21 protein-coding genes, 3 tRNA genes and 1 pseudogene are annotated in these 23,050 nt (G+C 72.1%); 10 read left to right on the top strand and 15 right to left on the bottom strand.

Going from position 1 to position 23,050, the window contains the following annotated elements:
- Nucleotides 1-3: 3 nt before the first annotated feature.
- On the bottom strand, nt 4-4,362 hold the full coding sequence (locus ACFV88_RS02235; protein ID WP_385485018.1) for a PAS domain-containing protein: 4,359 nt from the start codon (nt 4,360-4,362) through the stop codon (nt 4-6).
- A gap of 249 nt (nt 4,363-4,611) precedes the next feature.
- On the bottom strand, nt 4,612-5,091 hold the full coding sequence (locus ACFV88_RS02230) for an SSI family serine proteinase inhibitor (protein WP_385485016.1): 480 nt from the start codon (nt 5,089-5,091) through the stop codon (nt 4,612-4,614).
- 314 nt (nt 5,092-5,405) lie between these two features.
- On the opposite strand from ACFV88_RS02230, the gene ACFV88_RS02225 reads away from it, so the two are divergent.
- Nucleotides 5,406-5,496, top strand: a tRNA-Ser gene (locus ACFV88_RS02225).
- A gap of 283 nt (nt 5,497-5,779) precedes the next feature.
- Nucleotides 5,780-5,852, top strand: a tRNA-Arg gene (locus ACFV88_RS02220).
- Nucleotides 5,853-5,923: 71 nt separating this feature from the next.
- Here ACFV88_RS02220 and ACFV88_RS02215 read toward each other — a convergent pair.
- Nucleotides 5,924-6,760, bottom strand: a complete 837-nt coding sequence (locus ACFV88_RS02215; protein WP_385485189.1) for a protein kinase — start codon at nt 6,758-6,760, stop codon at nt 5,924-5,926.
- Between the two features lie 254 nt (nt 6,761-7,014).
- Here ACFV88_RS02215 and ACFV88_RS02210 point away from each other — a divergent pair, with 254 nt between their 5' ends.
- Nucleotides 7,015-7,797 (top strand): aminotransferase class IV family protein, encoded by a 783-nt coding sequence (locus ACFV88_RS02210; RefSeq protein WP_385485014.1) that lies wholly within the window; start codon nt 7,015-7,017, stop codon nt 7,795-7,797.
- 15 nt (nt 7,798-7,812) lie between these two features.
- On the top strand, nt 7,813-7,998 hold the full coding sequence (locus tag ACFV88_RS02205) for a hypothetical protein (RefSeq protein ID WP_385485012.1): 186 nt from the start codon (nt 7,813-7,815) through the stop codon (nt 7,996-7,998).
- A 4-nt stretch (nt 7,999-8,002) separates the two neighbouring features.
- Here the strand turns inward: ACFV88_RS02205 and ACFV88_RS02200 are convergent, their stop codons facing one another.
- Together ACFV88_RS02200 and ACFV88_RS02195 are read right to left on the bottom strand one after the other, a co-directional pair.
- Complete coding sequence (locus tag ACFV88_RS02200) at nt 8,003-9,202, bottom strand: helix-turn-helix domain-containing protein (protein WP_385485010.1); 1,200 nt, start codon at nt 9,200-9,202, stop codon at nt 8,003-8,005.
- Entirely contained in the window at nt 9,192-9,524 is a 333-nt protein-coding gene (locus ACFV88_RS02195) for a putative quinol monooxygenase (RefSeq protein WP_385485008.1), read from the bottom strand. Before ACFV88_RS02195 ends, ACFV88_RS02200 begins: the two co-directional genes overlap by 11 nt.
- Nucleotides 9,525-9,659: 135 nt before the next feature.
- Between ACFV88_RS02195 and ACFV88_RS02190 the strand changes: the two genes are divergently transcribed.
- From ACFV88_RS02190 to ACFV88_RS02170, 5 genes are all read left to right on the top strand, one after another.
- On the top strand, nt 9,660-10,121 hold the full coding sequence (locus ACFV88_RS02190) for an ATP-binding protein (protein ID WP_385485007.1): 462 nt from the start codon (nt 9,660-9,662) through the stop codon (nt 10,119-10,121).
- 56 nt (nt 10,122-10,177) lie between these two features.
- On the top strand, nt 10,178-11,119 hold the full coding sequence (locus ACFV88_RS02185) for a DUF2797 domain-containing protein (protein ID WP_385485005.1): 942 nt from the start codon (nt 10,178-10,180) through the stop codon (nt 11,117-11,119).
- A gap of 120 nt (nt 11,120-11,239) precedes the next feature.
- On the top strand, nt 11,240-11,977 hold the full coding sequence (locus ACFV88_RS02180) for a response regulator transcription factor (RefSeq protein ID WP_385485004.1): 738 nt from the start codon (nt 11,240-11,242) through the stop codon (nt 11,975-11,977).
- Between the two features lie 159 nt (nt 11,978-12,136).
- A complete protein-coding gene (locus tag ACFV88_RS02175; protein ID WP_385485002.1) occupies nt 12,137-13,783 on the top strand; it encodes an MFS transporter in 1,647 nt (548 codons plus the stop codon).
- Nucleotides 13,784-13,893: 110 nt separating this feature from the next.
- Nucleotides 13,894-14,721, top strand: a complete 828-nt coding sequence (locus tag ACFV88_RS02170) for a TetR/AcrR family transcriptional regulator (RefSeq protein ID WP_385485000.1) — start codon at nt 13,894-13,896, stop codon at nt 14,719-14,721.
- Nucleotides 14,722-14,882: 161 nt separating this feature from the next.
- Here ACFV88_RS02170 and ACFV88_RS02165 read toward each other — a convergent pair.
- Both ACFV88_RS02165 and ACFV88_RS02160 read right to left on the bottom strand, forming a co-directional pair.
- Nucleotides 14,883-16,470 (bottom strand): annotated as a pseudogene (locus ACFV88_RS02165) (MDR family MFS transporter); the annotation flags it as partial.
- Between the two features lie 62 nt (nt 16,471-16,532).
- Entirely contained in the window at nt 16,533-17,012 is a 480-nt protein-coding gene (locus ACFV88_RS02160; protein ID WP_385484998.1) for a MarR family winged helix-turn-helix transcriptional regulator, read from the bottom strand.
- Nucleotides 17,013-17,284: 272 nt separating this feature from the next.
- Between ACFV88_RS02160 and ACFV88_RS02155 the strand changes: the two genes are divergently transcribed.
- Complete coding sequence (locus tag ACFV88_RS02155) at nt 17,285-17,497, top strand: hypothetical protein (protein ID WP_385484996.1); 213 nt, start codon at nt 17,285-17,287, stop codon at nt 17,495-17,497.
- Between the two features lie 146 nt (nt 17,498-17,643).
- Here ACFV88_RS02155 and ACFV88_RS02150 read toward each other — a convergent pair whose 3' ends face one another.
- The 8 genes from ACFV88_RS02150 to ACFV88_RS02115 all read right to left on the bottom strand — a co-directional run bounded on the left by ACFV88_RS02150 (nt 17,644) and on the right by ACFV88_RS02115 (nt 22,848).
- The gene (locus tag ACFV88_RS02150) at nt 17,644-18,564 is read right to left on the bottom strand and encodes an RNA polymerase sigma factor SigF (RefSeq protein ID WP_385484994.1); all 921 of its coding nucleotides are present in this window, start codon (nt 18,562-18,564) and stop codon (nt 17,644-17,646) included.
- Nucleotides 18,565-18,808: 244 nt separating this feature from the next.
- Nucleotides 18,809-19,624 carry an RNA polymerase sigma factor SigF gene (locus tag ACFV88_RS02145; RefSeq protein WP_385484993.1) on the bottom strand — a complete coding sequence of 272 codons (816 nt, stop codon included), beginning with the start codon at nt 19,622-19,624 and terminating at the stop codon, nt 18,809-18,811.
- A gap of 599 nt (nt 19,625-20,223) precedes the next feature.
- Complete coding sequence (locus tag ACFV88_RS02140; RefSeq protein WP_385484991.1) at nt 20,224-20,517, bottom strand: Dabb family protein; 294 nt, start codon at nt 20,515-20,517, stop codon at nt 20,224-20,226.
- 55 nt (nt 20,518-20,572) lie between these two features.
- Nucleotides 20,573-20,746 (bottom strand): hypothetical protein, encoded by a 174-nt coding sequence (locus ACFV88_RS02135; protein ID WP_385484989.1) that lies wholly within the window; start codon nt 20,744-20,746, stop codon nt 20,573-20,575.
- 353 nt (nt 20,747-21,099) lie between these two features.
- A complete protein-coding gene (locus ACFV88_RS02130) occupies nt 21,100-21,360 on the bottom strand; it encodes a type II toxin-antitoxin system Phd/YefM family antitoxin (protein ID WP_385484987.1) in 261 nt (86 codons plus the stop codon).
- A 235-nt stretch (nt 21,361-21,595) separates the two neighbouring features.
- Nucleotides 21,596-21,680 (bottom strand) — tRNA-Ser (locus ACFV88_RS02125).
- A 73-nt stretch (nt 21,681-21,753) separates the two neighbouring features.
- On the bottom strand, nt 21,754-22,185 hold the full coding sequence (tadA, locus tag ACFV88_RS02120) for a tRNA adenosine(34) deaminase TadA (RefSeq protein WP_385484986.1): 432 nt from the start codon (nt 22,183-22,185) through the stop codon (nt 21,754-21,756).
- 120 nt (nt 22,186-22,305) lie between these two features.
- Entirely contained in the window at nt 22,306-22,848 is a 543-nt protein-coding gene (locus ACFV88_RS02115; RefSeq protein ID WP_385484984.1) for a hypothetical protein, read from the bottom strand.
- Nucleotides 22,849-23,050: the final 202 nt, after the last annotated feature.

Raw genomic sequence — 23,050 nt, 5'->3', positions numbered from 1 at the left:
CGTTCAGTTGGTGCCGATCCGCGCCAACAGGTCCACGATCCTGCTCTGCACCTCAGCGCTGGTCGACCGTTCGGCGAGGAACAACACGGTCTCCCCGGCCGCCAGTCGGGGCAGTTCCGTGTGGTCCACGGCAGCGGTGTAGACGACCAACGGCGTGCGGTTCAACTGACCGTTCGCCCGCAGCCAGTCGACGATTCCCGCCCGGCGACGCCGCACCTGCATCAGGTCCATCACCACGAGGTTCGGTCGCATCTGCGTGGCCAGGGTCACCGCATCGGCGTCCGTCACCGCCCGGGCGACCTGCATGCCCCGCCGCTCCAGCGTGGACGTCAATGCCAGCGCGATCTCCGGGTGCTCCTCGATCAGCAGCACGCGCGACGGGTGTTGCTCGCTGTCCCTCGGGGCCAGGGCCTTCAACAGCACGGCCGGATCGGCCCCGTAGGCCGCCTCGCGCGTCGCCTGACCGAGCCCGGCCGTCACCAGCACCGGTACCTCGGCGGCGACAGCGGCCTGCCGTAGCGACTGGAGCGCGGTCCGGGTGATCGGTCCGGTGAGCGGGTCGACGAAGAGCGCGGCCGGGAAGGCGGCGATCTGGGCGTCCACCTCCTCACGGGAGTGCACGATGACCGGACGGTACCCCCGGTCGCTCAGCGCCTGCTGGGTGCTCATGTCGGGGGCGGGCCACACCAACAGCCGCCGGGGGTTGTCGAGCGGCTCCGGGGGCAACTCGTCGTCCATCGGCCGCGGGTGCGGCTGATCGGCGATCTCCACGGCACCGCCCGGCCCGTCCAGCGGCTCGGGCCCTTCGGCGGCGTGCTGATCCGGTGCCCCTATGGCGTACGACCGTCCGGGCCCGGTGGCCGGGCCCGCGAGCCGCTGCGGCGCACCCGCCGGGGCGGACTGCTGGGGCGGCAACGGTCGACCCGGACCGTCCGTGCCGTCTGGGCCGTCCGGCTCGTCGGCGAAGGCGTCCGGTCGCGTACCGAGCTTGCGTCGTCGCCCGGAGCCGTTCGCGGCGCCACTGCCGCCGGGCTGGCCCTGACCGCCGGCGACCGGGGGAGCGGGCTGTGCCTCGGCGCTCGACCGGGCCACGGGAACTCCCTGCCCGAGCGTGCGCACGCTGAACGCACGGCCCTGCGTGGCATGCGGGTCCTGGGCCCCGTTGCTGTGGGGCCCCGTGCCCGGCGTGCGTGGCGGCTCCACTTGCTGTGGGGGCAGCGAGGCACCGGGCGCCGGCGTTCCCCACGTGGAACCGGTGGGCTGGGCCGGCTGCGCGGGGTGCCCGGCCGGCACCGGGTGGGTCCCCGGAACGGACTGAGCGGGGGGCAGCGGCTGGCCGCCCTGAGCGGCGTGCGGCATCTGCACGGGCACGCCCGCGCCCTCGGTGGCCGTCGGCGCCTGCGGGACGTACGGCGGCGCGGCCTGGGACGGGAGCCCCCCGGCCGGCACCGGTCCCCCCTGAGCGCGGGGCGCGGTCGGAGCGGACGGGGCCAACGGGGCATGAGGCTGTCCCGGGGCCGACGGCTGGAGCGGAATCCCGTCGGCGGGGACGCCCTGAGCGGGGAAGCCGCCCGACGCGATGCCCTGCGGCGGTACGGGCCCGTCCTGCGCACCGTGCGCGCCGTGCGGGACGGCCACGGTGCTCGGATAGCCGGCGACCTGCGGATGAGCGGGCGCGGGCGGGCCGTACGGAGGCGCGGCGGGACCCTCCTCGCCCGGCCGGGTCACCCCGACGTCCGTGCGTTCCTCCGACACCCCGCTCACCCCCGACCCCACGGCACGTCGCCGTCCGGTGGGCCGCTCGGTGGGATGGGGCTGGGGCGGGGTGTGCTCCTCGATCGGATCGTGCGGGGCGCTGCCCTGCTGCGCTGCCGGGTCGAAACCACCGCCGGGCACCCGCCGGTCGCGGCCCGCTTGGCCGGTGTACCTGTGGTCCACGGGGCGGTCAGCCTCGGCCGGGGGCAGCGCGAAGGCGCTCCGCGGGCCTCCCTGGACCTCTTCCGCCGGGCCGCCGGCCGCGGGGGCGAGTGCGCGACGGGTCCGCCGCGCGCTCTGCTGCGCCCCGCCCGGCGGCACCGGCTGACCGGGGTGGCTCGGCTGACCGGGGTGGCCCGGGTGGCCCGAGAGGCCCGCCGGGTTCACGGGCTGCGGGCCGGACGGTCCGTCCGCCGCGGCCGGCGGCAGCGCGGGAATCCCGGCACCGCCGCCCTCCCGTCCACCCGCCCCCGGTCCGGACCTGAGCGCCACCTGCGCGCCCTGACCGCCGCCCTGGCCCCCGGGCGGCACCTGTCCGAGCCCGGCCGGCCCGTTCGGGTAGCCCTCGACGGGGCCGACGGGGTTGTTGACGGGGGCGTGGGCGGGGGCGTGGGCGGTGTCCTGGGCGCCGCTGGGTCGGCCGCGCCGGCGGCCCGTGCCGTCCGTACCGCCGGACGCCTGCGCCAACGCGGCCCGTTCGTCCCGGTCGTCCGGTGTGGCCTCGGCCGCCCGGCGTCCACGGCGGCGTCCGGTCGGCGTTCCGTCCGCGCCGTCCTCCGCACCGTCGTCGGGTCTGCCCTGCGGATGGGCGCCCTCCAGGAAGGCGTCGGTGGAGCCCCGGCGGGCCCGGCGCCGACCCCCGCCGGTGCCGCCGTCGGTCGACCCCGAACCGTCGGTGCCACCGGCGGGCAGCCCGGACCCGTCGGTGCCGTCGACCCCGACCGGGTCGTGCGCGGGCTGACCGGCGGGCACCGCTCCTGCGCCGCCGCCGATCGGTACTTCCAGGACGAACGCACTGCCGCCCGCCCCGGGCACCTCGTGCGTCTGGAGCACCCCTCCGTGGGCCCGCACGATGCCCCGGACGATCGGCTCGTGGACCGGGTCGCCGCCCCCGTAGGGCCCGCGCACCTCGATCCGGACGACCTCACCGCGCTGGGCGGCGGCGACGACGATCGTGGAGTCCATGTAGCCGTCCGCGGCGACCGGGGCGTTGCCGGTGGAGTCGACGCCCGCGACGTCCGCGACCAGATGGGCCAGGGCCGTCGCCAGCCGCTCGGGGTCGACCTCGGCCTCGATCGGCGGGGCGTGCACCGCGAACTGGGCCCGGCCCGGGCCGATCAGCTCCACCGCGCCGTCGACCCCGGCCGCGACGACGGCGTCCAGCATCACGGGCCGTCGCGTCAGCCGTTCGGCACCGCAGTCGAGCCGCTGGTAGCGCAGGACGTTGTCGACCAGGGTGGTGATCCGGGAGTACCCGGCGGCGAGGTGGTGCAGGATCTGGTTGGCCTCGGGCCACAGCTGCCCGGCGTCATCCGCGGCGAGCCCGGCCAGTTCGTGGCGCAGCTCGTCCAACGGGCCCCGCAGCGATCCGTCCAGCACGGCGAGCAACTGTTCGTAGCGGGCGCCCTGGGCCTCGTGGCGGTCCTGCTCCCGCTCGGCGAGCGCCGCGTACCGGTCCTTCTCGGCCGCGATCTCCTCCGCGTGCAGCTCCGCGTGCTCGGCGAGTTCCGCGGTGTGGCCCTCGCGCAGCCGCGCCAGCTCGGCCGTGTGCTCCCGCTCCACCCGGTCCTTCTCCTGGGCCAGCGCGTCGTACGGCCTGCGGTCGGTGAACGTCATGACCGCGCCGACGAGCTGGTCGCCGTCGCGGACCGGCGCGGTGGTCAGGTCGACGGGGACCTTGTCGCCCTTCTTGGACCACAGGACCTGGCCGCGCACCCGGTGCTTGCGACCGGACTTCAGGGTGTCGGCGAGCGGCGAGCCCTCGTAGGGGAACGGCTCGCCGTCATCACGCGAATGGAGGACGAGGGTGTGCAGTTCCTTGCCGCCCAGGTCGTTCGCCCGGTAGCCGAGGATCTGCGCGGCGGCCGGGTTGACGAGCACGATCCGCCCGTCCAGGTCGGTGCCGATGACCCCCTCGGACGCGGCCCGCAGGATCATCTCGGTCTGCCGTTGCGAACGTGCCAGTTCCGCTTCGGTGTCGACGGTGCCGGACAGGTCCCGGACCACCAGCATCAGCAGTTCGTCACCCGTGTAGCCGTGCCCGTCGTACGCCTGTTGACCGTTCTCAAGATTCGCGGATGTGACCTCGACCGGGAACTCGCCGCCGTCCGTGCGGCGGGCGGTCATCCGCTTCGGCTTGGTGCGGCCACGGGGGTCCGTGGTCGCCGGGCGGCGCATCGAGCCGGGGATCAGTCGCGAATCGAACTCGGGAAGCAGGTCCAACAACCCGCGGCCCACCAGCGCAGTGCCCGGAGCCTCGAACGCTTCCAATGCGATGGTGTTCGCGTTGACGACGGTTCCGTTGGCGTTGACCAGTACCAACGCGTCCGGGAGAGCGTCGAGTATGGCTGCGAGGCGAGCAGCGCCTCGGGACGGCCTGCTGCTCACGAGACGCTTCCTCCCTGTTACGCATCCTGCCGACCACCGAGGCCATCTTGCCGCGCGGTCCGCAACGTGTCACGCCGGAGTCTACGACCCCGGGTTGCGCTCGCGACGGCGGATGAGGGGGAGTCGGCGCGCGGAGTGCGTGCGGGATCCGGTCCCCGTCCGGCGACCCCGGGCTGACCAGGGACGGCCTGTGCCGGGCCGCGTCGGGTGTTCGGCCGGATCCCGTCGCACCCGCTCCCCGAGGGCGTGTCAGGCCGGACCGGTGCCGGGCAGGACGGGCACCAGACCGTTCCAGCGGGAGATCTCGCACCCGTCGGTCCGGGAGAACTCGGCGTCGACGTACCGGCCGTGCCAACGGCCGGTGATCCGGGCGGTGGCGTTCCCGCCGTGCTGGAGCGTGCAGATGGCGCCCGACGGGACGGGGGCGAAGGGGTCGCCTCCTTCGGCCGACAGGTCCGTCAGCCGGTCGCACGCCCGGGTGGCCTCAGGGTGGGTGCCGCCGGCCGGCCCGCACTCCAGGCGGTACGAGCCGTCGACGGCCCGCCCGGTGCCGGTCACCTCGACGGTGAGCCGGTCGGGCGCGGCGAAGATCGGCGGCAGCGAGAGCTGCTCCAGGGGCACCTGCTCCAGGGAGACCCGGTCCAGGGCCTGGGCGGTGCCGGGGGCTGCGGCGAGCCCCGAGACGACGGTGAGGGCGGCTGCGGCGGTACGGAGGAGGCGCTGCGGCATGGGGGTCCTTCGGCGGTGCGGAAACGGTCCGGCGACGTGGTGCCGGGCGGGGGTGGCCCGCCGGGTCTAACGCGCGGGGGCGGCACGGGTTGCGGACGCGCCCCCGCCCGACGCTCCGGCCGCCGGTACGCACGCCGTGGTGACGGGTCTCCGAGCGGGCCCCCGAAGGGCCCTCCGCGCGGTCCGCGCCGGGCCCGGACGAGGCTTTGCCCTGCGGGCGGCCCTCCTAGTACCGTAGGGGCCGATTGGTGACAGCCCGCTGGGCTGTGTCATCATCTGCACGCACCACTCGCGCTCGCGCGGGGGGTTGTGCGGGAGGCGTCGCCTAGTCCGGTCTATGGCGCCGCACTGCTAATGCGGTTTGGGCCTTAAAGCCCATCGAGGGTTCAAATCCCTCCGCCTCCGCACCGTGTACCCGAAGCCCCGGCCCCTGCGGCCGGGGCTTCGGTCGTTCCCGGGCCGGTACGGACCGTGCGGTACGCGCCGCCCCCTTTTCAGCCCCCGGACCCCCTGTCGGGGGGCGCGGAGAGCGACCGCGCGCCCTTGCCGCGGAACCGTAAAACCGCAGGTCAGGGCGGGTGCGCCTAATGGATTTCGCCTCACGGCGCCGGTCATGTAATGTTGTTCCCGCAACGCCGACCGGCCAACAAAGCCGGAGCGGAAGAGCGAAGAGCACAACAGAACACAAGCACTCGTAGCTTAACGGATAGAGCATCTGACTACGGATCAGAAGGTTGCAGGTTCGAATCCTGCCGAGTGCACATCGAACCGAAGGCCCTGTGGATCACTCCACGGGGCCTTCGGTCTTTCTCTTGCTGGCCGGGGTCCGGTTTCACCTCAGGGCGCTGTGGACCTGGTGGAGGGTGGGGCGGTCGTCGGCGCGGTGGCTGAGCATGGCGTCGATGAGGTCGCCGAGCTGGCCGGGTGCGCGTACGGGGCGCCGGTGGCCGTTGGCGACGGCTCGGCGTTGTACGGGGCGGGGCGCGTCGTCGGGGTAGGCGACGGCTCGCCAGCCGGTGGCGGAGATGAGCAGGGCGGCGCCGAGCGCGTAGACGTCGGATGCGCGGGTGGGTTTGGCCCGGCCGGTGGTGAGGACGCTGTGGGCGATCTCGGGTGCTTCGTAGTGGACGAGGCAGCCGCGGTACGGGAAGTCGTGCTCGGTGGGTACGGGGCCGCCGCGGGCGAGGGCGAGGTCGATGAGGTGGGTTCGGTCGGGGGCGATGAGGAGGTGGGCGGGTTGTACGTCGCCGTGGACCCATCCCTGCGCGTGGAGGTCGGCCAGCGCCTTGACGCAGGCCAGGGCGGTGCAGGTGTCCAGGTCGGCGGTTGACCCGGCTTGTCGGTGGGATGCCCAGTGGGTGTGGAGGTCGGTGCCCTCGCGCCATGGCTGGACGTTCCAGGTGCCGTGTTGCCAGGTGCCGGATGCCGTGCCGTCGACGCCGAGGTGGGTGAGGACGGCGTGTTCGCGGGCGGGGGCGAGGGCGGTCCAGGGTTGGGCGGGCCAGTCGGGGGTGGCTTCGATGGGGTGCCCGAGTTTCACGGCGTGGCGGCCGTGGGGGCTGGTGACGTCCCAGACGGTGGAGCCGCGGCGGTGGACGACCAGGCGGTGGGCGGTGGGGCGGAGCGCGTCGAGCACGGCGGTCGGGAGGTGCGGGGGAGTGCCGGACACGGGCTTGTCCTTCCGGTCGGTCCGACGCGGTCGGCCGAGCCCGAACGGGTCGGCGTCATCGACAGCGCCAGCGGGCTGCGGGCCTTCGGCCACCGGCTTGTCGGTGTCGATCGCGGTCATACGTGACTCCTTGGGGAGTGGAGGATCTCCCGGGGACGCGAGCCTGGTCTGGCCCTCTGCGACGCTCGCCAGGTCGCTGCCCCCTTCGCGGCAGAGCGGTACCGCAGGATCGGGCCGGTGCCATGCTGACGGACATGGCCACACTCCACGATCAGCCCGCCACCGCCGACGACTTGATGCCACTCGCGCTCACCTCGTACGGGCACTTCACGTCCATGCGCGCCGACGACGACGGCCGAATCCGTGGGCTGTCCCTCCACCTGGACCGCCTGGACCGGGACAGCCGTGCGGTGTTCGGGACGGGGGTGGACCCCCAGCAGGTGCGGGGCCTCGTCCGCCAGGCGCTCGAAGGCCGGAGCGAGCCCTGCGTGGTCCGGGTCACCCACTACGACCCGGCGGTGAACCTGGGCCGTCCGGTCGATGCCGACCAGCCGCAGTTGCTGGTGACCGTCCGCCCTGCCGGCGCGCTGCCCCCGGCGCCGCTGACTGCCATGAGCGTGCCGTACGAGCGTGACGTTCCGCTGGTGAAGCACTGTGGGCTCTTCGGCGCGCTGCACGCCCGACGTTCCGCCCAACTCGCGGGGTTCGATGACGCGCTGTTCGTCGGCACCGACGGCAGGGTGTCCGAGGGCGGCACATGGAATCTGGCGTTCATCGACGTCGACGGAACGGTGATCTGGCCCGAGGCCCCGGTCCTTCCCGGGGTGACCATGGCGCTGCTCCAGGAACGCTCCGAGCACAAGGTCGCCCCGGTCACCCTGGACGAGGCCAAGGGCATGGCAGCCGCGTTCGCCACCAACACCTCGATCGGCGTCCGTGCGCTGTCGGCCATCGACACCACGGCCTTGGCGGTGGAGCACTCTGTGCTCACCGAACTGCACGAGCTCTACCTGTCGGTCCCCGGCGAGGAACTGTAGGGGGAGGGCGCCGCGATGGCTCAGGACGAGCGCGCCGAAGAACTGGCCTGCCCGGACAGCGCCCCAGCGTGGCTGGACGGCTACGCCATTGACGTCTACCCGACCACGAATGCCGACTACGGCGAGTTCGCGCGGGCCACCGGGCACCGGCCTCCCCAGCACTGGATGGACGGTCACGAGCTGCGGTGGCCGACCGCGTGACTCATCACAGCCCCCGCGCGAGCTCACGCAGCTGATCGGACGGCAGCGGGCTCATCGCGAGCAGGTCGGAAACGAGCTGCTTGACGGCCGGCTTGGCGCGGAACACCTCGGGGAGCAGTTCACGGGCCCTGATCAGGGAGTCCACTGCCCGTTCGATCTGGCGGCGTTGGGCGTGCGCCCTGGCGAGATCGAGGTGGAAGTGGGCCTGACGTTCCGGGGACAGGCCAGAGGCGTCCATGTTCTCGGCCGCCCGCAGGGCAACACCAGCATCACCCAGGTCGACGGCCACGGCGACCTCGTGGAGTGCGACATTGGTGGGACCGAACTCCGTGTGGTAGTCGTTGCGCCCGTCACCGATCCGCTCTGCGAGCTGCTTCGCCTGTCGGAGGTACGCGTAGGCGTCGTCCGCCCGGTTCAACCGGGCGGCGGCAAGGGCGCGCTGGAGGGTGAGGGCCCCGCGCACGGCAACGGCCTCGGGCTCGCCGTCCTCCGTGAGCGGCGCGAGCGCGTCGGCGGTGCTTCCCGATGCCCGAGCGGCCTGCTCGTAGTGCCGTGCCCCCAGGAAGACGATGCACAGCCGGAACTCTCCGGCCGCCATCAGGAGCGGATCGCCTGCGCGCTCGGCAGCCACCACGGCCCGGTCCACCGCGATCCAGGCGGCTTCGGGCTCGCCCGCGCCCGCCAGCGCCGCACTACAGCTGTGGTACATCGTGGCCAGCAACCGGAAGAGTCCCGGGCGCTCCTCATCGGAACCCGCACGCGTGGCCGACTCCAGACGGGGGACCAGTACCTCCAACAGTTCGGCCAAGTCGGCGTAGTCGCCCCGATGCGTGAGTTCCCAGGCGCGCTCGACATCAACCCGCAGAGCCTGGACGTCGGGTGGGCGCGGTCCAGCGAGGGTCGCCTGCAACGAGTGTGCCGTGCTCAGCACGAGCCGCAACTGGCGTGCCCCTGGTGACTCCCCGGCGGCGGCTGACGCGACGACGGGCGCTTCCGCGGCCAACTCGGCGACGGGCACGTCCAGGACTTCGGCGACCTTCTCCAGGACCGTCATCCGGTCGACGCGGCGAACGCCCCGCTCCACCTGGGACACCCAGGCCTCGGACCGGTCGATCAGGCCGGCGAACTCCTTCTGCGACAGCCCTCGTCGCTTGCGGTGGGACGCGATCTTCCGGCCGAGCGCCTTCTCGTACTCAGTGCTCATCGGGGACACCCTTGCCCGACACGAAGTCCAGGCGATCCACCTGGGTCGAAACGAGGAACCGTTCCCGTGTCGCAAGAAACTCCCGCACGTACTGCTGGGCCTCGTGCTCCTCGAAGGCGGCGACGTCTCGGTACAGCTCGTAGAAGATCCGCTCCAGTGGTCGGCCGTCAACACGGTGCACGGTGTAGACCACCGTTCCTGGTTCGTTCGTACGAATCTGCTCCCCGGTCCGTGCGACCAGCTCGTCGAATGCGGCCGCGGCATCCTCGTCCTTGCAGGTGAACCGCACCATCAGCCCGAACATCCCGGGCCCCTCTCTCATCGGCGAAGCGGCCGGGCACCGGCCTACGGCGAACGCTAAGCCGCGTCCATCCGCACGAAAAGTCAGACCACGTACTTTAGGGATCCGCATTCAGAGTACGGTACTGGTACTAAATATACGGCTTACGGGATTGCCGTGTCAGTCGTGTGCCTGTCGGGCTTTGCGGAGCCGCAGGTCATGAGGGATGGAGGACGCACCATGCCGACTCACCGACGCACCTTCACCGGCCTGCCTCAGGAGATCGGCCATGCGCGCCGCTGGGCCCGGTCCGTTCTTGGCGGCCATCCGTGCACGGACGACGCCCTGCTCGTCGTCACCGAGTTGGGCACCAACGCGATCGCGCATACCGCCAGCCGGGGAGGCAGCTTTCTGCTGGCCGTCAACTGTTCCGAGACCGCCGTCACTGTCACCGTGACCGACTCGGGCGGCACCAGCACGCGCCCGCACGTCGAACATCCGGACGACGAGGCTTTCGGCGGTCGGGGCTTGGCCCTGGTCACTGCCTACGCGACCCGGGTGCGCATCAGGGGAGACCATCGCGGCCACACGATCACCGTGGAGCTCTGCGCCAAAGCCTCAGAGTCTGCGGTGCGTTGACCGCGGAGGCGGGCGGCGCCCGCCCCCGTGTCAGTGGGGCCCGGTAGCGTCGAGGGGTGACGTGGTGGAGTACCGGGGTGCGGTGGGACGCGGGGACGGGTCGGCCCGTGCTCGGGTGGCGGGGGGACACCGGCGCCGGCCGGGAACGTGAGCTGCGGTACGGGGAGGTGTTGGGGTTCCGGGCCGTGGGCGCCCGGCGCTGTGCGGGGGTGTGGCGGGGCGGGCGGTGGGTGGACTGCGCGGAGGCCGCGGTGCTGGGAGCGCGGACGACCCGGGCCCAGTGTCCGCAGTGCGCCCGGCTCGACCGGGTGAGGTCCGTCGCGGCCGACACCTACGTGGACGACCCCCGTCCGTACCGGGTGTACCTCGCCTGGTTCGGGGACGGCCTGGTCAAGGTGGGGATCACCCGGGTCGAACGGGGGTCGGCGCGGCTGCTGGAGCAGGGTGCCGTCGCGTTCGCCTGGCTCGGGTCCGGACCGCTCATGGCCGCGCGGCGGACGGAGGAGTTGTTGCGGGCCGCGCTGGGCGTGCCGGACCGCATCCCGTACGACCGCAAGCGTGCCGTGCGGGCCGAGTTGCCCGCGGTGGAGGTCCGGGCGGGCGTGCTGAGGGAGGTGCACCGGGTCGCGGTGGGGCTGCCGGGGTGGCCCGAGTCGCTCCAGCGGGCCGCGGAGTGCGTGGTCGTGGACCACGGCGGGGTCTTCGGGCTCGCCGGACTGCCCCCGGCGACGGCGGTGGTCACCGAACTGCGGGACGGCGGGGTGGTGCGGGGGACCCTGCTCGCCGCCGCGGGACCTGATCTGCACCTTCTCGTGAACAGCAACAGCAACAGCAACAAGCCCAGTATCAGCACCGGTGCCGTCGTGGTGGTGGACGGTCGGTTGATGGCGGGGTGGGAACTCGTGCGGGATGACGGGGACAACGGGCACGGGGGAGAGGGCGGGGTGGTGAGTGTGCCGGTGCGGGACGTGTCGGCCGTGCAGGGCGGACTGTTCTGAGCGGGCCTGTTCCGAGTGGGGCGACGTGGGGCACCTGGCCGCGGCCGACCGGCGGGATTCTCAGGGTTTTCATAGATCGGGCACAGTCGTCTTTCAGGGCTCGGCGCCAGGGTGGCCGTCATGACCGCCACCCAGGAACGCACGGACATGCTGCGGCCGGCCGGAAAGCCGGTCCGGGTGCTCGTCGTCGATGACGACCCGTCCCTCACCGAACTGCTGTCGATCGCCCTGCACAGCGAGGGGTGGCGAATATGCAGCGCGGCCGACGGGCAGGGCGGGCTACGGGCCGCACGGGAGTTCCGGCCCGACGCCGTCGTCCTCGCCGTGGCGCTGCCCGATCTGGACGGCCTGTCGGTACGGGCCAGGTTGCGGCAGGAGCACCCCGGTGTGCCGGTGCTGTTCCTCACCGCCAAGGACTCCGGGCCGGACCGGATCGCGGGGCTGACGGCCGGCGGCGACGAGTACGTCACCAAGCCGTTCGGCCTGGAGGACGTGGTGGGCCGGCTGCGCGGGCTGATCCGGCGGGCGGGCGTGGTGGGCTCGTACGGTGGTTCCGTGTTGGTCGTGGGGGACCTGACCCTGGACGAGGACAGTCACGAGGTGGCCCGGGGCGGCACCGCGATCCACCTCACGGCCACGGAGTTCGAGCTGCTGCGCTACCTGATGCGCAACCCGCGCCGGGTGCTCAGCAAGGCGCAGATCCTCGATCGGGTCTGGAGTTACGACTTCGGTGGGCGGGCGAACGTCGTCGAGCTGTACATCTCGTATCTGCGGCGGAAGATCGACGCCGGGCGGGAACCGATGATTCACACGCGCCGCGGCGCGGGATATCTGATCAAGCCCGCCGTCCCGCTGTGACACCCACTCCCGCCGTCCGCTCCCACCATCCGCTCCTGTCCCCGAACACAGCCCGCCTGACCTGCGGAAACGCCGAACGACAAAAAGCCTTGTACGGCGTATAGCGGAGTGTTCTACAGTGTACGACGATCCAGACGTACGCTGTAGAGGAGTGAGTGGATGACCGTGCGATCCCCTGAGGTGTCCCAGGGACACCCCCAGCGGTGGCTGATCCTCGGGGTGATCCTGCTGGCCCAGCTGACCGTGCTGCTCGACAACACCGTGCTGAACGTCGCCATCCCCTCGCTGACGCGCGAGCTCGACGCCTCCTCCGCCGACATACAGTGGATGATCAACGCCTACTCCCTGGTGCAGTCCGGGCTGCTGCTGACCGTCGGCAGCGCGGCCGACCGCTACGGGCGCCGGAAGCTGCTCATCGCCGGACTCGCGGTCTTCGGGGTCGGCTCGCTCGCGGCGGGGCTCGCCCAGAGCTCCGGACAGCTGATCGCCGCACGGGCCGGGATGGGGGTCGGCGGAGCGCTGCTGATGACGACCACCCTGGCCGTCGTGGTGCAGATCTTCGACGACTCCGAACGGGTCAAGGCGATCGGGCTCTGGTCGACCGTCAACTCGCTCGGCTTCGCCGCGGGGCCGCTCATCGGCGGGATCACGCTGGACCACTTCTGGTGGGGCGCGATCTTCCTGATCAACATCCCCGTCGCGCTGATCGGCCTGTGGGCCGTGGTCCGGATGGTGCCGGAGTCCAAGAACCCGCAGGGCGACCGGCCCGACCTGGGCGGCGCGGTCCTGTCGACCATCGGCATGACGGGCGCCGTCTTCGCGATCATCTCCGGCCCGGAACACGGCTGGACCTCCGGCCGGGTCCTCGTCTCGGGCGCCGTCGGGGTGCTGGTGCTGGGCGCGTTCGTGCTGTGGGAGCTGAAGGTGCCGTACCCGATGCTCGACATGCACTTCTTCCGCAACCAGCGGTTCGTGGGCGCCATCGCGGGCGCGGTGCTCGTCTCGTTCGGTCTGGGCGGCTCGCTGTTCCTGCTGACCCAGCACCTCCAGTTCGTCCTCGGCTACGGGCCGTTGGAGGCCGGGATGCGGACCGCCCCGCTGGCGGTCACCGTGGTGCTGCTCAACCTCACCGGGCTCGGCGCCCGCCTGGTGCCCAAGCTCGGCACCCCCGCGACCATCCTCAGCGGCATGTCCCTGCTGGCCGCCGGGCTCGCCTCGGTGGCCCTGCTGTCCGGCGGTGCGGACGGCACGTACGCGGGGGTGTTCCTCGGCCTCGTGATGATGGGCGCGGGCATCGCGATGGCGATGCCCGCCATGGCGAACGCCCTGATGAGCGCCATACCGCCGGCGAAGGCCGGGGTGGGCGCGGGCATCAACGGCACCATGGCCGAGTTCGGCAACGGGCTGGGGGTCGCGATCCTCGGTGCCGTGCTCAACGCCCGCTTCTTCGCGCTGGTTTCGGTGTCGGCGGCCTCCCTGCCGGCCGCCCTCGCCGCGGCCGGGTCGGCGCAGGAACGGCGCGAGATCGCCGACGCGTTCGCCTCCGGCCTGGAGACCAGTCAACTGGTGGGCGCGGCAGCCGTGTTCCTCGGCGGGCTGCTGGCGGCGGCACTGCTCCGGCGCGCGGAGCGGACCCAGCCGGTGGTCCCCGCGCAGGCCCCGGCGGAGGCCCCCGTGCCGGTCCTCGACGCGGACCCCGACTCCGGTGCGCCGCACGGTGACGGGGCGGTCGACGCCGGCGGTGCGGACGGTGCGGACGGTGCGGACGGTGCGGTCAAGGGAAGCGGGGCCACGAGGACGGGGTGACCCGTGCCTACCATGCGTCAGCGGGTGCCGTGCGCGGCGCCCGCTGCCGGTGCGCGGTGTGCGGGTGCTGAGGGGGCCGTCACGGGCCCCGGGACGGAGAGAGGTGCGCGATGGGGAAGACCGACGACCGGGGCGGACGTCCGGCGCGATCGAGCGTCTGGCTGCTGGACGACGGGCGGCGTCAGGCTCCGTCCCGCCGCGGCGCCCATCCGTCCCCGTCCGGACTGGACCGGGACGTGATCACCCGGACCACCGTACGGCTGCTGGACCAGGACGGGCCGGCGAAGTTCTCGATGCGCCGACTGGCCGCGGAGCTGAACGTCACCGCGATGTCCGTGTACTGGTACGTCGACACCAAGGACGACCTGTTGGAACTGGCCGTCGACGCCGCCTACGGTGAATTGCGGCTGCCCGAGGTGCCCGAGCCGGGGGCCGTCGAGGAGGCGTCCGTCGACTGGCGCGCACTGCTGCGGGCCACCGCGGGTGAGTACCGCGGCCTGCTGGTGCGCCACCCCTGGCTGTCCGCGCTCGCCGGACACTTCCTCAACATCGGCCCGCGGTCGCTGGAGTTCTCCCGCACGGTGCACCAGGTCATCCGGTGGACGGGGGTGCCCGCGTACGGGCAGACGGGGGCGATCTCGGCGGTCTTCCAGTTCGTGTACGGCTTCGGAACCATCGAGGGCCACTTCCGGCAGCGGTGCGCGGAGGCGGGGGTGAGCCAGGACGAGTTCCACCGCGAGGCGATGCGGACGATCGCCGGGACGCCGAGCGCCGCCCCGATGCTGGACGACGTGTCGGAGATGATGGCGGCGCGCGCGGGGGACACCGTCGAGGAGATGCGGGAGGCGGACTTCGCCTTCGCGTTGGAGCTGCTCATCGCCGGGATCGAGGCGATGGCCGCGCGTGGACGCGGCGGGGCCGGGGCCGGCTCCCCCTGACCGTGACGCCTTCGGCCGCGACGCCTCCAACCGATGCGCCTTCGACCGTCACGCCTTCTCGGACGGGACCGGCATCGGCACCGAAGCGGCGGCCGTCCCGTCGTGGGGTTGCGTGCCGTGGGGTTCCGTGCCGTGTGCCTCCGCGTCGGGCCTGCGGCGTCCCTTGAGCGGCACCTCCTTGATGAACAGCGTGATCAGGAACGCCAGTGCGGCCAGCGGGGCGGAGAGCAGGAACACGTCCCCGATCCCGTGCCCGTACGCGCCCTCGACCACGTTCCGCACCGGTTCCGGTAGCGCGTCGAAGTCCGGGATGCCGCCGCCCTCGGTGCCGCCGTGGCCGAGGCGGGCGCCCTCGGGGCCGAGTGCGGTGAGGCCGTTGCGGGTGTGTTCGCTGACCCGGGCGGCCATCACCGCGCCGAGTGCGGAGACGCCGACCGCGCCGCCGAGCGACCGGAAGAACGTGACCACCGAACTGGCGGCGCCCAGGTCTTCGGGGCCCACCTGGTTCTGGGTGCACAGGACCAGGTTCTGCATCATCATGCCCAGGCCGAGCCCGGTCAGGACCATGGACAGGGCGAGGTACGCGTACGGGGTGTCGTGGCGCATCGTCCCCAACAGCCCCAGTCCGGCGGTGAGGAGGACCCCGCCGGAGACGAGCCACGCCTTCCACTTCCCGGTGCGGGTGATGATGAGCCCCGACGCGGTCGAGGAGACGAACAGGCCGGCGATCAGCGGGATCGTCAGCACCCCGGACATCGTCGGTGACTGTCCCCGTGCGAACTGGAAGTACTGGCTGAAGAACACCGTCCCGGAGAACATCGCGACCCCCACGAACAGCGAGGCGAGCGAGGCGAGGGTGATCGTCCGGTTCCGGAACAGGCGCAGCGGGATGACGGGCTCCGCGGCCCGGGTCTCCACCAGCAGGAAGGCGGCGCCGAGCAGCAGCGAACCGGCGACCATCAACACGGTCTGCCAGGACCACCAGGCGTAGGCGTCGCCGGCGAAGGTGACCCACACCAGCAGCAGGGAGACGGCGGCCGAGACGAGGAATGCACCGGTCCAGTCGACCTTGACGTCCCGCTTCACCACGGGCAGTCGCAGGGTCTTCTGGAGCAGGACGAGCGCCAGCACGGCGAACGGCACCCCGACGTAGAAGCACCAGCGCCAGCCGAGCCACGGGGTGTCGGTGATGACTCCGCCGAGCAGCGGGCCGCCGACCGTGGCCACGGCGAAGTTGGCGCCGAGGTAGCCGCTGTAGCGGCCCCGCTCGCGGGGGGAGATCATCGCGGCCAGCACGATCTGGGCGAGTGCGGACAGTCCGCCGACGCCGACGCCCTGGACGATCCGGCAGGCGATCAGCATGCCCGGGCTCTGCGCGAGTCCGGCGACCACCGATCCGGCCACGTAGATGACGAGGGATATCTGGACCAGCAGCTTCTTGGAGAAGAGGTCGGCGAGTTTGCCCCACAGCGGGGTCGTCGCGGTCATGGCGAGCAGGGCCGCGGTGACGACCCAGGTGTACGCGCTCTGGCCGCCGCCGAGGTCGCCGATGATCTGGGGCAGGGCGTTGGTGACGATCGTGGACGACAGGATCGCCACGAACATGCCGAGCATCAGGCCCGACAGGGCCTCCATGATCTGCCGGTGGGTCATCTGCGGGTGGCCGTCGTCGGAGGCGGCCCCGGTCCGAGTCCCCGGGGGGCCCGCCCCTTCGCCGCTGCGCACCCCGGACGGTGTGGTCGTTGCCATCTGCGTGCCCGCTCCTGTTCTTTCGTTGCGCTGGGGGCCGGGTGGTGCGTGTTCGGTGGGGTTCATCCGGACGCGGGCCGTTCCCCGGGGTGCGGATGGCGTCCGGAGGGGGCACGGCAGTCACCGAAGCCGGTGCGGAGCCGGGCGAGCAGGTCGGTCAGTTGGGTGACGTCCTCGTCGGACCAGTCGCTCAGCCGGTGGGCGAGGGCTCCCGTGCAGCGTTCGCGCAGATCGGCGAGTTGGGCCTCGCCGGACGGGGTGAGCCGCAGCAGGCGCGAGCGTCGGTCGTCCGGGTCGGGTGTGCGGTCCACCCAGCCGCGTTCGGTGACGTGGGCGACGTGACGGCTGGTCACCGAGACGTCCACGGAGAGGAGTTCGGCCAGTCGGCTCAGCCGCATCTCGCCCTCGCGGGACAGTACGTGCAGCACGGTGGCCGCCCCCGGTGGGCACTGGGCGGGCAGCGCGCGGGCGAGCCCCCGGTTCACGGCCCCCACGGCGTTCAACTGCCGGACCAGTTCCCCGTACGCGGACCGTGCGGCCATGACCCTCCCCTTTCGTTGCTTAGAGCAACCATAAGGGGTAATTGGTTGCCGCAGGCAATGTAAGGGGCATGGGGCGGCTAAAAACCTGGCAAACGCCTGAGCGGGAGGGGAAAGCCGCAGGTGGGAGGGGTGTGAGGGGGGTGAGTGCTGCTGCGGGGAGTCAGCCGGGGGTCTCGGCAGGGCGCGGACGGGTCGGCGGGTGGCCGACGGACCGCCCGGGAGGCCACCCCGCCCTTGGGGGAGCTGCCCGAATTCGGCTAGTGTCCTGCCCCATGGCACAGAACCCCCAAGCCCCACAAGGCCCCCAGGGCGGACACGACCCCGCGGGCAACACCCAGATGTTCCGCGCCTTCGTCGACGAAGGCGGCACCCCCCAGGTCTCCGCCCAGAGCACCGGTTCGTCCGGGCCCCGGGTCGGTCTGATCCTCGGCGTCGTCGTGGCGATCGTCGTCCTTGCGGGCGTCGCCTGGCTGGCGCTGGGCTGATCCTCCCGGATCGAAGCGGACCGGATCGAAGCGGACCGGAGCGGATCGGCACGACAACGAGCGCGCGCCCGTCCGACGCGGCCCTCAGGGGGCCCGTCGAGCGGGCGCGCGCTCGTGTGCGTCCGGTCGGCCTCCGGGGCCGCCGGTCAGTCGGCGATGAGCAGTCCGTCGCGGAGCTGGGCGAGCGTACGGGTCAGCAGCCGGGACACGTGCATCTGGGAGATGCCGACCTCCTCGCCGATCTGCGACTGCGTCATGTTCGCGAAGAACCGCAGCATGATGATCCGCCGCTCCCTGGGCGGGAGTTTGGCGAGCAGCGGCTTCAGGGACTCCCGGTACTCGACCCCCTCCAGGGCGGTGTCCTCGTAACCGAGGCGGTCCGCGAGGGAGCCCTCGCCGCCGTCGTCCTCGGGGGCCGGCGAGTCGAGGGACGAGGCCGTGTAGGCGTTGCCCACGGCGAGCCCGTCGACCACGTCCTCCTCGGACACGCCGAGCACTGCGGCGAGTTCGGGGACGGTGGGCGAACGGTCGAGCTTCTGGGACAGTTCGTCGCTCGCCTTGGTGAGGGCGAGCCGCAGCTCCTGGAGGCGCCGCGGCACCCGCACCGACCAGGAGGTGTCCCGGAAGAACCGCTTGATCTCCCCGACGACGGTCGGCATCGCGAACGTCGGGAACTCGACGCCGCGTTCGCAGTCGAAGCGGTCGATCGCCTTGATCAGGCCGATGGTGCCGACCTGGACGATGTCCTCCATCGGCTCGTTGCGACTGCGGAACCGGGCCGCCGCGTACCGCACGAGCGGCAGGTTCAGCTCGATCAGGGTGTCGCGCACGTAGACGCGTTCGGGGCTGTTCTCGTCGAGCGCGGCGAGCCGCAGGAACAGGGAACGGGAGAGGGTCCGGGTGTCGATGGCACCCGGGGCGGGGAGGACCTCGGGGACGACCTCGGCGACCGTGACGGGTCCGGGGACGGCGAGGGCTTGTGAGGTCTCGGAGCCGTGAAGCTCGTCGGGCGCGGATTCGCTCTTCATGAGCGTGAGCACCTTCGAGCTGCCCTGTTCTGCGGACATGCCACCCCCTTGAGGTCGCTGACGGTCGGTGGCCGGCCGTTCCTCCGTGGAACGTAGCCTCCACCTGAATACCGGAGCCTGGGCCCCGGCAAACGCGCTTTCCGCAGAATGTCACATGTCGGCAACACGCTGTAGTGACTTGTCGACATCGAGTGGTCGGCTGGCCGTAGGATAAGGGGGGTTTTGGTCGTTTGTGTGCGCTGTTTGTCGGTACCCGGCGCACAAGGGGGTCAAGCCGTTCGAGCTACGCCTCGATCCTGTTTGCGGATCGCAGTCGGGCGAAACTTCGCGCGAGCAATCTTGACACGTGCATCTGGGAGACGCCGAGCTCCGCGCTGATCTGTGACTGCGTCAGGTTGCTGTAGTAGCGCAGCAGCAGGATGCGTTGCTCGCGCTCGGGCAACTGGACCAGGAGGTGGCGTACGAGGTCGCGGTGTTCGACGCCGTCGAGGGCGGGGTCCTCGTAGCCCAGTCGGTCCAGCAGGCCGGGCAGTCCGTCACCCTCCTGGGCGGCTTCGAGGGAGGTCGCGTGGTACGAGCGCCCGGCCTCGATGCAGGCGAGCACCTCGTCCTCGGTGATCCGCAGCCGCTCGGCGATCTCGGCGGTGGTGGGCGAGCGTCCGAAGCTGGTGGTCAGGTCCTCCGTCGCCCCGTTGACCTGGACCCACAGCTCGTGCAGCCGACGCGGGACGTGCACGGTGCGGACGTTGTCGCGGAAGTAGCGTTTGATCTCGCCGACGACGGTCGGCATGGCGAAGGTCGGGAACTGCACGCCGCGGTCCGGGTCGAAGCGGTCGATGGCGTTGATCAGACCGATGGTGCCGACCTGGACGACGTCCTCCATGGGTTCGTTGCGACTGCGGAACCGGGCCGCCGCGTACCGCACCAGCGGCAGGTTGGCCTCGATCAGCGCGCCCCGTACCCGGGTGTGCTCGGGGGTGCCGGGTTCCAGGTGCCTGAGCTGGCCGAACAGCACCTGGGTGAGGGCCCGGGTGTCGGCCCCGCGGCTGCGCGGGGCCGCGGTCCGGTCGGTGGGCGGAGGGGTGGGCGCGTGGGGCACGACGGGCCCGGCGACGGTCGCGGTGGCCCGGCTGAGGGGGGCTCGCGGGGCGGTCGGGCGCGGGTCCGTGTCATGGGGGGCGTGCCGGGGTTCAAGGGGAGCACCGGGGCGGACGGGGGGCGCGGACCGGTGTTCGGGGAGCACGGGGGAGCATTCGTGGGGCGCGGGGGGTGCCTCGGGTGCGGAGGCTCCGGGGATCCCGCCGGGCGCGGTGCCCGTGGGTGCCGCCGCTTCGGTCGGGGCGCAGTCGGGGTCGTTGGACTCGGGTGCCGCGGCTTCCTGGGGCGGAGCCTGAGGCGCAGTACTGGCCGGCACGGTCAACGCCACCCCTTCGACGCGCGGGTTCACACAGGTCAACTCATCCTGCAAAAGCGGTCATAGCATCACAAGACATGTGCACTGTGTGCAAGCACCCTAAAACACCGTGTTGAGGGACATATATCCGATAAGAAAGCCCTCCACGGTGACCGTGGAGGGCGTCGGGGGGTCGGGGTGTTCCGGGTGTTCGGGGTGGCGTGCGTCCGGGACGGGGTGCGTCCGGGGCGGCGGGGTGCCGTCGGGCCCGTCGACCGGAGGGGTGCGGCCGGACTGGTGCCCTGTCAGAACGGGTAGTCGGCGACGACCCAGGTCGCGAACTCGCGCCACCGGGCCACTCCGGCCTGGTGGGCGGGGTGCTCCAGGTACCGCTTCAGGTCGTCGGCGTCCGCGACGGCCGAGTTGATCGCGAAGTCGTAGGCGATCGGCCGGTCGCTGATGTTCCACGCGCACTCCCAGAACGCCAGCTCCGGGATCTGTCCGCCCAGCGCGCGGAACGCCTCCACGCCCGCGACCACGCGCGGGTCGTCGCGCTGCACGCCGTCGTTGAGCTTGAACAGGACGAGGTGACGGATCACGGGGGCTCCTTGGCGTGACGGGGCCGCGTGCCGGGTGGGCGGGGTGGCGGTGCGGCTACCCGCCGGCGTTGGCGACCCAGGTCATGAAGTCGCCGATGGCGTGAGCGGCGTTGGAGATGCCTTCGAAGCCTATCTGGACGTAGTCCGCGGCCTTGGCGGGGTCGGTGATGATCACGTAGAGCAGGAAGACGATGACGACGTACAGCGCGATCATTTTCGTGCGCACCATCGGGCGCCCTCCCCTGTCGATCAGCCTCGTACGTCCCCCGCCATCGGCGGTGCAGTGTATCCCGGGACCAACGGCCCGCCCATCCGGGCCCTTTGTCCGTCGCCGGGGGCGGGTGCGGCGCGGGAGGCTGGGTGCGAGCCCGGCGGGATCTGGCAGGAATCCCCGCGGGGTTCAGGGACGAACCCCACTGCGGGGTCCGGTTCGCACCGCTTGTCCCCTGATGCGGGCCGGACTTGGGGAACGTCCTCAGGGGAGGGGTGGCACTCCCCCCGTTGCCGCTCCTCCCGCCAGGCCAGGGCGCGTGTCCTCCGGTGGGGCGGAGGACACGCGCCCTTTCCGTGCGTCGGGTTCCTCTACAGGTCGTCGGGACGCAGCCGGAACGCCTGGCTCTTGAGTACGTCGTCGACCTCGCCGGTGGTGAGATCGGGTAGCCCCAGGTCAGGAAGGTCTATGGCGCCCATGGGGTCGGTCGGGTAGGGCGGGACCTCGTCGCTGACGGGTACCACGCGAGCGATCGCTACGCCGTTCTCGGTGACGGTGACGGTTTCTCCGCGTGCCGCCGCGGCGAGGATCTGTGATGACTTCTGGCTGAACTCCCGGGCAGTGGCCTTCATGTGTTGCATGGTGCTCCATGGAGGCCACGTCGAGGTGGTGAGCGGCGATGGGGGCAAGGTGCCTGACTGCACCTGGGGCGTGTCCTCACCGGACCAACCCGCAGGTGCGGGGACTGCTGAGCGACTTCACCCGCGCGGGGCCGACCACCGGGACCATCCCCCCCGCACGGCATCGGCGGCGGAACGCACAGCACCCCCCTGATCGCGTTTCCGCAGATCAGGAGGGTGCTAGAAGCGGTAGCGGAGGGATTTGAACCCTCGGTGAGTTTCCCCACACTCGCTTTCGAGGCGAGCTCCTTCGGCCGCTCGGACACGCTACCGGGAGAGACCCTACCCCAAGGTGTGCCGTGCGCCGAAATCGATATCCGGGCTCCGGCCGCGCACCTCGACGCCTCAGCGGCCGGCGCGGAAGAAGTCGGTGAGCAGCCGCCCGCACTCCTCGGCGAGCACCCCGGCGACGACCTCCGGACGGTGGTTCAGCCGCCGGTCCCGTACGACGTCCCACAGCGAGCCCGCGGCGCCCGCCTTCTCGTCGCGGGCGCCGTAGACCACCCGGTCGAGGCGGGACTGGACGAGGGCGCCCGCGCACATGGTGCAGGGCTCCAGGGTGACGACCAGGGTGCAGTGGGCCAACCGCCACTCGCCGAGGGCGGTGGCGGCCCGCCGGATCGCCACGATCTCGGCGTGCCCCGTGGGGTCGCCGGTGGCCTCCCGGTCGTTGTGGCCGGTGGCGATGAGGTCGCCCCGGGGGCCGACCACCACCGCGCCGACCGGCACGTCACCCCCGGCGAGCGCTTCGCGCGCCTGGTCCAGGGCCACCCTCATGACCCCTTCCCAGGGGCCTCGTACCGCATCGTTCACGGGTCCAACCTACCGACGCGGCCCGGGCGGGCGCCGCGGGGCGCGGGGTGCCGGACGGGGCACCGCCGCGCACCCGGCGGTGCGCTAACGCACTGCTTCGAGCATCTCCGAAGCACCCAGGGCCTCGGCGATGCCGCCCAGCGCGTCGCCCGGTTCCAGGGTTCGCAGCTCCCGGCCGGGGACCCCGAGGTCGCCGAGCAGCTCCGCGTCCCCGAGCGGCCCCGAGGCGACGGCGTCCGGGCCGTCGGCTTCGGTGGACCCGTCTTCGTCGGAGGTCGAGCCCTCCGGCTCACCGTCCTCCGTACCGTCGAGATCGAGGGAGTCGAGGTCGACGTCGTCGTCCCCGTACTCCCGTCCGATCAGCTCGTTCATCAGGATCTCCCCGTACGAGCTGCGGGACGCCGCGACGGCGTCCGACACGTACAGGCGGGGGTCTTCCTCACCGTCCACGCGGACGACTCCGAACCATGCGTCCTCCTGTTCGAGGAGGACGAGGACGGTGTCGTCGTCGGTTGAGGCTTCGCGGGCCAGTTCGGCCAGGTCCGACAGGGACTCCACATCGTCTAGCTCCGTGTCGCTCGCTTCCCACCCGTCTTCGGTGCGCGCGAGCAGTGCGGCGAAGTACACCGTGACTCTCCCACTGGTCTGAGGCGTGCCGCTTGGGGTTCCCCCCGGCGGAGGTTGTGGGCGGGCCGTACGGTGCGAGTGCCCCGCCCATCGGAATCGTGGCAGAAACCACGGCCTGAGGAGGGGTCTTCCGCCTGCTGTGTGCGCGTCGCGTGCTCCGCCCGGGGTGTGCGCCACCTCGGGCGACCGCTGTCGTGCCCCC

It is taken from the genome of Streptomyces sp. NPDC059816 (assembly GCF_042732055.1).
Lineage (GTDB): Bacteria > Actinomycetota > Actinomycetes > Streptomycetales > Streptomycetaceae > Streptomyces.
This window is presented reverse-complemented; position numbering and strand designations above follow the sequence as displayed.

Excerpts from the sequence above, each read along its gene's own strand:
- ACFV88_RS02230 (WP_385485016.1), bottom strand. The coding sequence starts at position 5,091 with ATGCCGCAGCGCCTCCTCCGTACCGCCGCAGCCGCCCTCACCGTCGTC.
- ACFV88_RS02210 (WP_385485014.1), top strand. The coding sequence starts at position 7,015 with ATGGCCACACTCCACGATCAGCCCGCCACCGCCGACGACTTGATGCCA.
- ACFV88_RS02205 (WP_385485012.1), top strand. The coding sequence starts at position 7,813 with ATGGCTCAGGACGAGCGCGCCGAAGAACTGGCCTGCCCGGACAGCGCC.
- ACFV88_RS02200 (WP_385485010.1), bottom strand. The coding sequence starts at position 9,202 with ATGAGCACTGAGTACGAGAAGGCGCTCGGCCGGAAGATCGCGTCCCAC.
- ACFV88_RS02195 (WP_385485008.1), bottom strand. The coding sequence starts at position 9,524 with ATGAGAGAGGGGCCCGGGATGTTCGGGCTGATGGTGCGGTTCACCTGC.
- ACFV88_RS02180 (WP_385485004.1), top strand. The coding sequence starts at position 11,240 with ATGACCGCCACCCAGGAACGCACGGACATGCTGCGGCCGGCCGGAAAG.
- ACFV88_RS02175 (WP_385485002.1), top strand. The coding sequence starts at position 12,137 with ATGACCGTGCGATCCCCTGAGGTGTCCCAGGGACACCCCCAGCGGTGG.
- ACFV88_RS02170 (WP_385485000.1), top strand. The coding sequence starts at position 13,894 with ATGGGGAAGACCGACGACCGGGGCGGACGTCCGGCGCGATCGAGCGTC.
- ACFV88_RS02160 (WP_385484998.1), bottom strand. The coding sequence starts at position 17,012 with ATGGCCGCACGGTCCGCGTACGGGGAACTGGTCCGGCAGTTGAACGCC.
- ACFV88_RS02155 (WP_385484996.1), top strand. The coding sequence starts at position 17,285 with ATGGCACAGAACCCCCAAGCCCCACAAGGCCCCCAGGGCGGACACGAC.
- ACFV88_RS02150 (WP_385484994.1), bottom strand. The coding sequence starts at position 18,564 with ATGTCCGCAGAACAGGGCAGCTCGAAGGTGCTCACGCTCATGAAGAGC.
- ACFV88_RS02135 (WP_385484989.1), bottom strand. The coding sequence starts at position 20,746 with ATGGTGCGCACGAAAATGATCGCGCTGTACGTCGTCATCGTCTTCCTG.
- ACFV88_RS02130 (WP_385484987.1), bottom strand. The coding sequence starts at position 21,360 with ATGAAGGCCACTGCCCGGGAGTTCAGCCAGAAGTCATCACAGATCCTC.
- tadA (WP_385484986.1), bottom strand. The coding sequence starts at position 22,185 with ATGAGGGTGGCCCTGGACCAGGCGCGCGAAGCGCTCGCCGGGGGTGAC.